Annotated in this window: 10 protein-coding genes; 5 read left to right on the top strand and 5 right to left on the bottom strand. The window is 57.8% G+C overall.

The window, feature by feature from the left end; genetic code table 11:
• The first annotated feature begins 127 nt into the window (after positions 1–127).
• Both rraB and miaE read left to right on the top strand, forming a co-directional pair.
• Positions 128–556, top strand: coding sequence for a ribonuclease E inhibitor RraB (gene rraB, locus QZQ97_RS15325; protein WP_006323358.1), 429 nt, complete (start codon positions 128–130; stop codon positions 554–556).
• Between the two features lie 49 nt (positions 557–605).
• Positions 606–1,370 (top strand): tRNA isopentenyl-2-thiomethyl-A-37 hydroxylase MiaE, encoded by a 765-nt coding sequence (gene miaE / locus QZQ97_RS15320; protein ID WP_065505830.1) that lies wholly within the window; start codon positions 606–608, stop codon positions 1,368–1,370.
• Positions 1,371–1,385: 15 nt separating this feature from the next.
• Here the strand turns inward: miaE and QZQ97_RS15315 are convergent, their stop codons facing one another.
• Positions 1,386–2,993: a GMC family oxidoreductase gene (locus tag QZQ97_RS15315; protein ID WP_311994170.1), complete on the bottom strand. Its 1,608-nt coding sequence runs from the start codon at positions 2,991–2,993 to the stop codon at positions 1,386–1,388.
• 402 nt (positions 2,994–3,395) lie between these two features.
• Here QZQ97_RS15315 and QZQ97_RS15310 point away from each other — a divergent pair, with 402 nt between their 5' ends.
• Positions 3,396–4,403 (top strand): acyltransferase family protein, encoded by a 1,008-nt coding sequence (locus QZQ97_RS15310; RefSeq protein WP_311994169.1) that lies wholly within the window; start codon positions 3,396–3,398, stop codon positions 4,401–4,403.
• A 66-nt stretch (positions 4,404–4,469) separates the two neighbouring features.
• Here QZQ97_RS15310 and QZQ97_RS15305 read toward each other — a convergent pair whose 3' ends face one another.
• From QZQ97_RS15305 to pepA, 4 genes are all read right to left on the bottom strand, one after another.
• Positions 4,470–4,973, bottom strand: coding sequence for a GNAT family N-acetyltransferase (locus tag QZQ97_RS15305; protein ID WP_006323361.1), 504 nt, complete (start codon positions 4,971–4,973; stop codon positions 4,470–4,472).
• Positions 4,974–5,177: 204 nt separating this feature from the next.
• A complete protein-coding gene (locus tag QZQ97_RS15300) occupies positions 5,178–8,054 on the bottom strand; it encodes a valine--tRNA ligase (protein ID WP_311994168.1) in 2,877 nt (958 codons plus the stop codon).
• A 13-nt stretch (positions 8,055–8,067) separates the two neighbouring features.
• Positions 8,068–8,517: a DNA polymerase III subunit chi gene (locus QZQ97_RS15295; RefSeq protein ID WP_012005017.1), complete on the bottom strand. Its 450-nt coding sequence runs from the start codon at positions 8,515–8,517 to the stop codon at positions 8,068–8,070.
• 210 nt (positions 8,518–8,727) lie between these two features.
• Entirely contained in the window at positions 8,728–10,239 is a 1,512-nt protein-coding gene (gene pepA / locus QZQ97_RS15290) for a leucyl aminopeptidase (RefSeq protein ID WP_311994167.1), read from the bottom strand.
• A 281-nt stretch (positions 10,240–10,520) separates the two neighbouring features.
• On the opposite strand from pepA, the gene lptF reads away from it, so the two are divergent.
• Together lptF and lptG are read left to right on the top strand one after the other, a co-directional pair.
• Positions 10,521–11,615 carry an LPS export ABC transporter permease LptF gene (gene lptF, locus QZQ97_RS15285; protein WP_311994166.1) on the top strand — a complete coding sequence of 365 codons (1,095 nt, stop codon included), beginning with the start codon at positions 10,521–10,523 and terminating at the stop codon, positions 11,613–11,615.
• Entirely contained in the window at positions 11,615–12,685 is a 1,071-nt protein-coding gene (gene lptG, locus QZQ97_RS15280; RefSeq protein WP_311994165.1) for an LPS export ABC transporter permease LptG, read from the top strand. The genes lptF and lptG overlap by 1 nt, the downstream gene beginning before the upstream one ends.
• The last annotated feature ends 43 nt before the right edge of the window (positions 12,686–12,728 follow it).

Below are 12,728 nucleotides of genomic sequence, written 5' to 3'. Positions count from 1 at the left end.
TCACTTTATATGTATGAATATTCAATTTCAACCCCACGACAGAAATCTTTCACGTTTATCGTGGCAGCTATGGCGGCGGTGTGTGAAAATAGAAGGAATACAGGCCATTTGACTTGAGGATATAGGCATGGCAAACCGCGAACAGCTGGAAGAACAACGTGAAGAGACCCGCCTGATCATCGAAGAACTGCTGGAAGACGGCAGCGATCCGGATGCGCTCTACACCATCGAACACCACCTCTCTGCTGAAAAGTTTGAAGTGCTGGAGCAGGCCGCTGTCGAAGCCTTCAAGCTGGGCTACGAAGTGACTGACGCCGAAGAGCTGGAAGTGGAAGACGGCACGCTGGTGATGTGCTGTGACGTGATCAGCGAAGTCGGCCTGAATGCCGAACTGATCGACACCCAGGTAGAGCAGCTTTTGGCGTTGGCGGAACGTTGCGGCGTTAATTACGACGGTTGGGGCACCTACTATGAAGATCCGAACGGTGAAGACGGTGAGGATGATGAAGAAGACGGTGAATTGATCGACGAAGATGACGACGGCAAACGCCACTGATTAATTTTTGCACAGGAGCCGGCGCAAGCCGGCCCTTATAATTAAGCTGATGAAATACCAATCCCTGTTATCCCCGATTCTAAACTTCCTGCACTGTGAAACGCCTGATGCCTGGATCGACGCTGCACGCCGTCCGGAAAACCTGCCGCTGCTGTTGACCGACCATATGGTGTGCGAGCTGAAAGCGGCGCAGACCGGCATGTGGCTGATCCGCCGCTACGTGGCGGACAAAGAGAGCGGCGATGCCTTGCTGGCGTTGCTCAGGCCTTACGAGGCGTTTTTGCATGAAGCGCAGGGCGAGCCGGAAGCGCTGTTCCGCCAGGGCCAGTTCACCAGGAAAATCTTGCCGAAAAACGGTTCGGCCTATGGCCAGGAACTGGCGGACAAGATGGTGCTGCTGATCAAAGAAGAGCTGCACCACTTCTCGCAGGTGCTGGAAATCATGCAGGCGCGGCGCATCCCCTACAAGAAAATCACCGCCAGCCGCTATGCCAAAGGCATGATCCGCGAGGTTCGCACCCACGATCCGGCCACGCTGATCGACAAACTGATCTGCGGCGCCTACATCGAAGCGCGCTCCTGCGAACGTTTCGCCCGGCTGGCACCGCATCTGGACGACGAGTTAAACCGTTTCTACGTTTCGCTGCTGCGCTCCGAGGCGCGGCATTATCAGGATTACCTGACGTTGGCCGAACAGATTGCCGGCGGTGACATCAGCGAGCGGGTGGCCCACTTCGGCCGCATTGAAGCGGCGCTGATTCTGTCGCCGGACAGCGAACTGCGTTTCCACAGCGGCGTGCCCGCAGCCGCCTGACTGCCGGGCGTTCCCTTATTGCGGTGCGCCCAGCAGCAAATCCACCGCTTTTTCCGCCAGCATGATGGTCGGCGCATTGGTGTTGCCGCTGGTCACCTGCGGCATCACCGAGCAATCGATCACCCGCAGCCGTTCAAAGCCGTGTACCCGCAGTTGCAGATCGGTCACCGAGTCCTGCGGCGACTGGCCCATGCGGCAACTGCCTACCGGGTGGTACACCGTTTTGCAGAAGTTGCGCACGAACTCCTCCAGTTGGGCTTCATCGTTCAGCCATGCCGGTTGCGGCATCAGCAGATCTTTGACGATCGGCTTGAGAGCGGCGGTTTGCAGGAAGCTCAGGCCGAACTTCACCGCGCGCACGCTGCCGGCCAGATCTTCCGGGTGGCCGAGGTAATTGGCGTGCAGTTTGACCGGATCGCGCGGATCGCGGCTGCGCAGCAGCACTTCGCCGCGCGCCTTCGGTTGCAGGTAGCCGACCTTCAGCGTGAAGCCGTGAATATCCGGCAACGGCTCGCCGGGCACGTCGTCCCAGCTGTCCAGCAGCGGCAGAAAGTGGATCTGCACGTCCGGCCGGCCGTCGCCCAGGCTGTCGGTGAAGGCGGCGCCTTCCAGCACGTTGGAGGTGAGCACGCCGCTGCGGAACGCCAGCCATTCAGCGCCGTGGCGCAGTGCCTGCAGACCGCGATCGGCCCCGTGCAGGCTGACCGGTTCACGGGTGCTGACGTTGATCGACATATGCAGGTGATCGTGAAAGTTCTTGCCCACCGGCAAGTCCGCACGCGGTTCGATCCCCAGCTGTTGCAGGTGCTCGCGCGGCCCAATGCCGGACAGCATCAGGATCTTCGGCGAGCCTACCGCACCGGCGCTGAGGATCACTTCTTTCGCGGCATGGGCGGTAACTTCGCCGCCGCCGTTCTGGCTATACACCACGCCGGTGGCCATGTTGCCGTCGAACACCACCCGATGCACCAGCGCGTTCAGTTTCACCACCAACCGTTGATCGTTACGCACCGCTTTCAGATAGGTGCGGGCGGTGCTGGCGCGTTCGCCGTTATGGGTGGTGGTTTGGTAAAACCCCACGCCGTGCTGGCTGTCGCCGTTGAAATCGTTGCGATAAGGCAGGTTCAGCTCCTGGCCGGCACGGATAAACGCCATGCTGAGCGGGTGGCGGTAGCGGTTCTCGCTGACCGGCAGCAGCCCTTCGCCGCCGTGATAAGCGTCGGACAGGCTCTCGTTGGCCTCGGCGCGTTTGAAGTAGGGCAGCACGTCCTGATAGCCCCAGCCGACGCAGCCGTAACGTTCGGCCCATTCGTCGTAATCCTGCCGCTGGCCGCGAATGTAGATCATGCCGTTGACCGAGCTGCTGCCGCCCAACACTTTGCCCTGGGCAATTTGCATGCGTCGGTTGTTGGCGTGCGGTTCCGGTTCGGTTTCATACGGCCAGCTTTTTTTGGCGATGATCTTCGCCACGCCGGCCGGCATCTTGATGAACAGGTTATTGTCGTCGCCGCCGGCTTCCAGCAGCAGCACCCTCGCCTGGGTGCGGCGGATCAGCTGCGCCGCCAGTACGCAGCCGGCGGAGCCTGCGCCGACAATGATGTAATCAAAAGCGTTTTCCGACATGACCGTTCTCCGTGCGAATGCGGCATAAGCCTGTCAGGGCAGAGTAACGCAAGGCGGCAAGAGGTCAATTTGCAATCGTTAATTTATTAATGAATATCACAAAAAACATGCTTGTTGGTTTGTGAGTTGTTTTTATCACTTTGATTTTATTGTTTTTATATAAAATAATTAAAATATGACCATGTTAATGATTTCTGGTGATCGGTTTCGGGCAGGGTTTTGGTGCTGTGGGATAACAAAAAAGGCAACGAGAGCGGGAGAAACGCGTTAATAAAAACGCTGTGCCTTTGTTTTTTACCGGGAAATTAAATATGGGATTAATCCGATTAGAAAGGAAGTGTCAGAAAACGGTGGGCTGCTATATGATGACGACTCCTGATAGCGGATAATATATTAAGAAATATGGAAATTTCAATTAATAAGTCTAATTATTTAAAGGGGATTGCCATCATTCTGATGTTGGTCCACCACCTGTTCGCTTATCCGAGCCGAATTAGCCCTGAGATTCCGGTATATCATATTGTTAGCGGGGTAAACATTGAGATGTATCTTGGCCTGTTCGGCAAGATCTGCGTGTCGATGTTCCTGTTCTTGTCCGGTTATGGCTTTTCACTTAAAAAAGACATTTCTTTTAAATATATCTGGGGCAAGCTGAAGAATTTATATATCAGCTACTGGATAGTGTTGTTTATCTTTGTGCCGATCGGCATCGTTTTCTTTCCGGGTGAAAGATATTCCCTTTCGCCGTCGCTGTTTATTGAAAACCTCATTGGTCTCAAATCCACCTATAACAGCGAGTGGTGGTTCTTCAAACTTTATGTTCTGTACGTGCTCTCGCTGCCGCTGTTGTCGAAACTGAATACGACGACCTTGTTGGGCGTGCTGTTTGCTGCAGCGCTGTGCGGCAGGGGATTGCAGTATTTCCCTTGGGCACCGCAGGTGCTTATCGAATATTGCACCTGGCTGCTGCCTTTTGGTTTTGGCATGGTGTTTGGCCGCACTCAACAGGCCCCGGCGGACTCGTGGTTGGCGAAGCTGATTGATACGTTGGGGCGCACCCATCCGTTGATCTTGCTGGTGGTGACCGTGGCGGTGTTTATCGTCGCCCATAATCCGGGGCTGCTGCTGGTGACGCCGCTGTTTATCATCGCGATGATGAAAACCGCCGACGGGTTGGGCAGCAGGGTGAACAAGGTGGTGGTCGAGCTGGGCAAACATTCGATGTACATGTGGCTGACACACAGCTTCTACTGTTATTACTTCACCCAGAAACTGATTTTTGCGCCGCGTTATACGCCGCTGGTGCTGCTGCTGTTGATCCTGGTGTCGTACCTTACCAGCCTGGTGCTGAGCCGGATTGAGTGGGCGATCAAGGGGGGAATGCGGGGAAAAGTGCGGGCTTCTGAGTAGGGCCACGGCATGCGGCGCCTGCCATGACAGGGGACGAAGATGTTCGCCCCCTGCCCGGAAGCCAGATTAAAGCGTTTTCAGCATGGTCACTTCGCAGTCGACGTGGCCGGTGGTACCCATGGCGCAGTCGATGTGTTCGAAGCCCAGATGCTCATACAGCCCGATGGCCTGTGTCAGACTGGCGGTGGTTTCCAAATAACAACAGCGGAAGCCCTGTTGACGGGCAAACTCCAGCGCCTGCAACGCCAGGCGTTTTGCCAGGCCCTTGCCGCGCAAAACCGGCAGAAAATACATTTTCTGTAATTCGCAAATATCGTCATCACCGCCCTGCAGCGGAGCAACGCCGCCGCCGCCGGCAATCTGGCCGTCGACTTCTATCACCCAATAAGCGCTGCGCGGCAGGCTGTAGAGCTGATACAAGACGTCCAGATTGGGGTCGGAAACGGTATAGCCTTTATCCGCCGTCAAACCGTGCTCGGCGGAGACTTCGCGAATGACGTTAGCAATAGCGGCATTGTCGTCAGCCGTTATTGGGCGCACCAGAAGACGCACTGGGGTTGCTGTTGTCATGTTTACACTCGCCATAAAAAGAACCAGAAGGGCTCCGGAATATCGTTTTTTGTGCAGACAAAAACGCGCCGAGTTTGTATCTCGGCGGCGTCCATGCAGCAATTAATATCTTGTAATAACATCTAAAGCGGACCGGATGCAACGGCGATAAAAAAACAGCGGGGAGATCCCCGCTGTTTTCAGCTGTTGCAGCGAACCGACAGATTACAGCGCGGCGATGGTCGCCTGCTGTTCCAGCAGTTTCACTTTGCCTTCTTTGCAGGCCGCCAGACGCTCACGCTCTTTGGCGACGACCGCTTCCGGTGCGCGCGCCACAAAGCCTTCGTTCGACAGCTTGCCTTCGATCGAGGCGATTTCCGCATCCAGCTTGCCCATCTCTTTCGACAGACGCGCGATTTCAGCGTCTTTATCGATAAAGCCGGCCATAGGGATCAGCAACTCGGCACCGTCCACCAGTTTGGTGACCGATAACGGGCCTTTCTCGCCCGCAGGCAGCAGGGTGATGGACGCCAGGCGCGCCAGACGCTCGATAAAGCTCTGGTTCTCCTGCACGCGGCGCTGGGCGTCGGCGTTGCAGTTGCGCAGCAGCACGTCCAGCTGTTTGCTTGGGGCGATGTTCATCTCGGCGCGGATGTTACGCACCGCGGTGATCGCCTGTTTGATCCACTCCAGGTCGTTCAGCGCCTGGGTGTCTTCCAGCGCGGCGTCGTACTCTGGGAACGGCTGCAGCATGATGGTGTCAGCGGTTTCGCCGGTCAGGGTTTTCACGCGCTGCCAGATGGTTTCGGTAATGAACGGGATCACCGGGTGCGCCAGGCGCAGCAGGGCTTCCAGCACGGTGATCAGCGTGTGGCGGGTGCCGCGCTGTTCCGCTTCGCTGCCGTTGCTCACCACCGGCTTGGTCAGCTCCAGATACCAGTCGCAGAACTGGTTCCAGGTGAATTCATACAGAATGTTGGCGGCCAGATCGAAGCGATAGGTGTCCAGCGCTTCGCGGTAAGCCTTCACCGTGCGGTTGAATTCGGCCAGGATCCAGCGGTCTGCCAGCGACAGCACTTTCTCGCCGCCGTTGAAGCCGCAGTCTTGACCTTCCGCGTTCATCAGCACGAAGCGGCTGGCGTTCCACAGCTTGTTACAGAAGTTGCGGTAGCCTTCCAGGCGCTTCATGTCCCAGTTGATGTCGCGGCCGGTCGAGGCCAGCGCCGCCAGGGTGAAGCGCAGGGCGTCGGTGCCGTGCGGTTCGATCCCGTTCGGGAACTGCTTCTCGGTGCGCTTGCGGATTTTTTCCGCCAACTGCGGCTGCATCATGTTGCCGGTGCGTTTTTCCAGCAGGTCTTCCAGCGAGATGCCGTCGACCATGTCCAGCGGATCGATGACGTTGCCTTTCGACTTGGACATTTTCTGCCCTTCGTCGTCGCGGATCAGGCCGGTCATGTAGACCGTCTTGAACGGGACCTGCGGCTTGCCGTTTTCGTCCTTCATGAAGTGCATGGTCAGCATGATCATGCGCGCAATCCAGAAGAAGATGATGTCGAAGCCGCTGACCATCACGCTGGTCGGGTGGAAGGTTTTCAGCGCGTCGGTCTGCTCTGGCCAGCCCAGGGTAGAGAAGGTCCACAGGCCGGAAGAGAACCAAGTGTCCAGCACGTCTTCGTCCTGGTTCAGCACCACGTCGGCGCCCAGGTTGTTTTCGCTGCGCACTTCTTCTTCGCTGCGGCCAACGTAGACTTTGCCGTTCACGTCGTACCAGGCCGGAATGCGGTGGCCCCACCACAGCTGACGGGAGATGCACCAGTCCTGAATGTCGCGCATCCAGCTGAAGTACATGTTTTCGTACTGCTTGGGCACGAACTGAATTTCGCCTTGTTCGACCGCTTCCACCGCCACTTTCGCCAGCGGCGCAGTGCGCACGTACCATTGGTCGGTCAGCATCGGCTCGATCACCACGCCGCCGCGGTCGCCGTAAGGCACCGTCAGGTCGTGCGGTTTGATCTCTTCCAGCAGGCCCAATTCTTCAAAGGCGGCAACCACCGCTTTACGCGCCGCGAAACGCTCCAGACCACGGTATTGGGCCGGGATCTCGTTGCAGTAGTCGGTGCAGATTTCGCCGAGCGTATTGAACACTTCCGCTTCCTGACGGATATCGCCGTCGAAAGTCAGGATGTTGATCATCGGCAGGCCGTGACGTTTACCGACTTCGTAGTCGTTAAAGTCGTGCGCCGGGGTGATTTTCACGCAGCCGGTGCCTTTTTCCATATCGGCGTGTTCGTCGCCGACGATGCGGATGCGGCGGCCAACCAGCGGCAGAATGATTTCTTTGCCGATAAGGTCTTTGTAGCGCGGATCTTCCGGGTTCACCGCCACGCCGGTATCACCGAGCACGGTTTCCGGACGGGTGGTGGCGACCACCAGATAATCTTTGCCCTCGGCGGTTTTGGCGCCGTCGGCCAGCGGGTAGCGCAGGTGCCACATCGAGCCTTTGGACTCGCGGTTTTCCACTTCCAGATCGGAGATGGCGGTGCGCAGTTTCGGATCCCAGTTCACCAGGCGTTTGCCGCGGTAGATCAGATCTTCTTTGTGCAGGCGGACAAACACTTCGCGTACCGCGTTGGACAAGCCTTCGTCCATGGTGAAGCGCTCGCGCTCCCAGTCGACGGAGTTGCCCAGACGGCGCATCTGGCGGGTGATGGTGCCGCCGGATTCCGCTTTCCACTGCCAGATTTTGTCGATGAACGCGTCGCGGCCATAGTCATGGCGGGTTTTGTTTTCTTCTGCGGCGATCTTGCGCTCAACCACCATCTGGGTGGCGATACCGGCATGGTCGGTACCGGCCTGCCACAGGGTGTTTTTCCCCTGCATGCGCTGGTAGCGGATCATGGTGTCCATGATGGTCTGCTGGAAAGCGTGGCCCATGTGCAGGCTGCCGGTGACGTTCGGCGGCGGGATCATGATGCAGAAGCTTTCCTGGCTGGTATCGCCGTTTGGCTTGAAGTAACCCTGGTTTTCCCAGTGATCGTACAGCTTCTGTTCGATCTCTTTCGGGTCGTATGCGGTATCGAGATGACTGTTTGTCTTTTCCATTTTATATCGTTGTTCAGTGAGTTGGCGGCGTTGCCGTGGTCAAATGGAAGCCGACGCTGCGATAGGCTTTATATCGGTCGCGCGCCAACTGTTTCAGGGTGTCTTCGTAAGGGACGAAGTCTACCACTTCATGGAAAGCAGTAGCAAAATCTGCAAACTGCGGCAGCAGGGCGATCAGCAGATCCCGCGGTGAGTTGCCGCGCTTGCCGGGCCAGCACAGCTCTACCGGCGCGCCGTAGTGCGGGCCTTCGCCAGCCAGGTTGTGCGGCACGAACTGGTGCGGATCGCGTTGCCACAGCGCTTCGTCCAGCCGCTGGGCCTGTTCCTGGCTCTCGCAGGCGATCAACACCCGCTTGCCGGAACGCCAGCGTTCTGCGGCAACGGCGCAGGCCACGGCCTCATGCGCGCTGAGCGCGCCTGCCGGTTCTGCGTGTTCGATAAGATAGAACGTTGCCTGTTTCATCTAACCCCTTCATCTTTCAAGCTGCAGCTGTGTTGGCTGCCCTCCCTCACCCCAGTCACTTACCGGTGTAAGCTCCTGGGGATTCTCTCGGTTGCCGCCTTGCTGCAACTCGAAAGCTATCGGGTTTATAAAATTGTGCGCCATTACTAAAAATACAAGGGTACAGCATGCTGTACCCTTGAGGGATTATACCTGAATTACCGCTCAGATTTAATCGTCGCCGTTCAGTCCAGCACGGTTCAACAGGAACTGCGCCAGCAGCGCTACCGGACGCCCGGTCGCCCCTTTGGCCTTGCCGGAACGCCAGGCGGTGCCGGCGATGTCCAGGTGCGCCCAGCTGTACTTGCGGGTAAATCGCGACAGGAAGCAGGCGGCGGTGATGGCACCCCCCGGACGGCCGCCAATGTTCGCCATATCGGCAAAATTGGAGTCCAGCTGCTCGTAGTACTCGTCGGCCATCGGCAAACGCCACGCGCGGTCGCCGGCCTGCTCGGACGCGCCGATCAGTTCGTGCGCCAGCGGATTGTGGTTCGACATCAGCGCGGTGATGTGGTGGCCCAGCGCGATCACGCAGGCGCCGGTCAGTGTGGCGACGTCAATCACCAGCTCCGGATCGAAACGCTCTACGTAGGTCAGGGTGTCGCACAGCACCAGGCGGCCTTCGGCGTCGGTGTTGAGCACCTCGACGGTCTGGCCGGACATGGTGGTCAGCACGTCGCCCGGACGATAAGCGCTGCCGCCCGGCATGTTTTCACAGCCGGCCAGCACGCCGATCACGTTCAGCGGCAGGTTCAGCTCCGCCACTACGCGCATCACGCCGTACACGGTGGCTGCGCCGCACATGTCGTACTTCATCTCGTCCATGCCTTCGGCAGGTTTGATCGAGATACCGCCGGAATCGAAGGTCAGCCCTTTGCCCACCAGCACGATCGGCTTAGCGTCCGGGTTCGGGTTGCCCTTATATTCCATCACCGACATCAATGATTCGTTCTGCGAACCGTGGCCGACCGCCAGATAGGCGTTCATCCCCAGCTCTTTCATCTGCTGCTCGCCGATGACGCGGGTAACGATGTTGGTGCTGAAGGCGTCCGCCAGTTGGCGAGCCTGGGAGGCCAGGTAACCGGCGTTACAGATGTTCGGCGGCATGTTGCCGAGATCTTTCGCCGCTTTAATGCCGGAAGCCACCGCCAGACCGTGCTGGATAGCGCGTTCGCCGCTGGTCAGCTCGCGACGGGTCGGCACGTTGAACACCATTTTGCGCAGCGGACGGCGCGGCTCCACTTTATTGCTTTTCAGCTGATCGAAGGTGTAGAGCGTTTCTTTGGCGGTTTCTACCGCCTGGCGCACCTTCCAGTAAGTGTTGCGGCCTTTCACGTGCAGCTCGGTCAGGAAGCAGACCGCTTCCATGGAGCCGGTATCGTTAAGGGTATTGATGGTTTTTTGGATCACCTGTTTGTACTGGCGCTCATCGAGCTCGCGCTCTTTGCCACAGCCGATTAACAGGATGCGTTCGGAGAGAATGTTAGGTACATGGTGCAGCAGTAATGTCTGCCCGACTTTACCTTCCAGTTCGCCACGGCGCAGCAATGCGCTGATATAACCATCACTGATTTTGTCGAGTTGTTCTGCGATAGGGGACAGGCGGCGCGGCTCGAAAACGCCGACTACAATACAGGCACTGCGCTGTTTTTCCGGGCTACCGCTTTTTACACTGAACTCCATGCACTCTCCTGAATCTTAAAGACAAAGGCGGAAGCTACGGCTAGAATGACGCAACGCCGTAATGAACTCCCGCCATTGAGTTAACTAACTATGTTAACCTGAACGGCGTAAATTGCTCTGTTTTGGCGACTATAAGCAAGTTCCTATAGGACACCCAAATGCTAGATGTTGTAATACTATTTTAGCTATGACGGTTGCCATATGATGAGAATAAATGGCGGATTAGCGATGAAACTATCGATTTTCCTGCAAAAAGACAAGTTTTCACAGGCGTAATAAGCGTGATCATCATAAGATATCTGGTACGGGAAACGCTAAAGAGCCAAATCGCGATCCTTTTCATCCTGCTTCTGATCTTCTTTTGTCAGAACCTGGTCAAGGTGTTAGGCGACGCGGTGGACGGCGATGTCCCGACAAATTTAGTCCTTTCTCTGCTTGCATTGGGTGTGCCGAAGATGGCGCAGCTAATCCTGCCATTAAGCCTGTTTCTCGGCTTGTTGATGACGCTTGGGCGGTTGTATACCGACAGCGAAATCACCGTTATGCACGCCTGCGGATTGGGTAAACGCACCCTGATCATCGCCGCGATGGTGCTGGCGCTGATAACCTCCGCCGTGGCGGCGGTAAACGTGTTCTGGGCCGGCCCGCTGGCTTCCCGTTATCAGGACGTGGTGATCAGCGAGGCGAAAGCCAACCCGAGCATCGCCGGCCTGGCGGAAGGGCAGTTCAAACCCTCGCAAGACGGCAACGCCGTGCTGTTTATCGGCAACGTCAAGGGCAGCACCTTCAACGACGTGTTCCTGGCGCAACTGCGGCCGAACGGCAACCAGCGCCCTTCCGTGGTGGTGGCCGAGCACGGCAAGATCAACCAAATGAAAGACGGTTCGCAGGTGGTGACGCTCGACAAGGGCACCCGCTTTGAGGGCACCGCGCTGCTGCGCGACTTCCGCATTACCGATTTCAACGACTATAAAGCGGTGGTGGGCCACCGCGCAGTTACCGTGGACGGCAACCAGGCCGAGCAGATGTCGATGCAGACGCTGTGGCAGTCGGATGACCCAGACGCGCGCGCCGAGTTCCACTGGCGCCTGACGCTGGTGCTGTCCGTGGCCATTATGGCGCTGCTGGTGGTGCCGCTCAGCGTGGTGAACCCGCGCCAGGGCCGCGTGCTGAGCATGCTGCCGGCCATCCTGCTGTATTTGATTTTCTTCCTGCTGCAGACCTCGCTGCGTTCCAACGGCGGCAAGGGCAAGCTGGACCCGATGATCTGGCTGTGGGTGGTCAATGCGGCGTACTTCGCGATCGCGCTGGCGCTAAACCTGTGGGATACCGTGCCGATGCGCAAGCTGCGCGCACGCCTGAGAGGAGCGGCCTGATGTTTGGCGTTTTAGACCGTTATATCGGTAAGACGATTTTCAACACCATCATCATGACGCTGTTCATGCTGGTGTCGCTTTCCGGCATCATCAAGTTCGTCGATCAGCTGCGTAAAGTGGGCCAGGGCGAGTACTCGGCGCTGAGCGCGGGGATGTTTACCCTGCTGAGCGTGCCGAAGGACATCGAGATTTTCTTCCCGATGGCGGCCCTGCTGGGCGCCTTGCTCGGGCTGGGGCAACTGGCGACGCGCAGTGAACTGGTGGTGATGCAGGCTTCTGGTTTTACCCGCATGCAGATCGCCGGCTCGGTGATGAAAACCGCTATCCCGCTGGTGCTGTTGACCATGGCGATTGGCGAGTGGGTGGCACCGCAGGGCGACCAGATGGCGCGCAACTACCGTGCGCAGCAGATGTACGGCGGTTCGCTGCTTTCCACCAAAAACGGCCTGTGGGCGAAGGACGGCAACGACTTCATCTACATCGAGCGTGTGGCGGGCGAGAAAGAGCTTTCCGGCGTCAACATCTACCACTTCAACGACCAGCGCAGGCTGGAGACGGTGCGCTATGCCGCCACCGCCAGCTTTGAAGACGGCGTGTGGAAGCTTTCGCAGGTGGATACTTCCGACCTGACCAATGAAAAACAGGTGACCGGCACCCAAACCTTGACCGGTGAATGGAAAACCAACCTGACCCCGGACAAACTGGGCGTGGTGGCGCTGGACCCAACCTCACTCTCCATCAGCGGCCTGCACAACTACGTGAAGTACCTGAAGCAGAGCGGCCAGGAAGCCAACCGCTACCAGCTGAACATGTGGAGCAAGGTATTCTCGCCGCTCTCTGTGGCGGTGATGATGCTGATGGCGCTGTCGTTCATCTTCGGGCCGCTGCGCAGCGTGCCGATGGGCGTACGCGTGGTGACCGGCATCAGCTTCGGGTTCCTGTTCTACGTGCTGGACCAGATCTTCGGCCCGCTGAGCCTGGTGTACAACATGCCGCCGGTGCTGGGCGCGCTGCTGCCGAGTATGCTGTTCCTGCTGATCAGCGTGTATATGCTGCTGAAACGCAAGTAGCGGCATTACGGGCAGTTCAAGAAGGCGTAGCCATTGGGCTGCG

It is taken from the genome of Serratia sp. root2 (assembly GCF_031931805.1).
Classification (GTDB): domain Bacteria; phylum Pseudomonadota; class Gammaproteobacteria; order Enterobacterales; family Enterobacteriaceae; genus Serratia; species Serratia inhibens.
The sequence above is the reverse complement of the archived record's forward strand: the minus strand, read 5'-3'. Positions and strand labels throughout refer to the sequence as shown.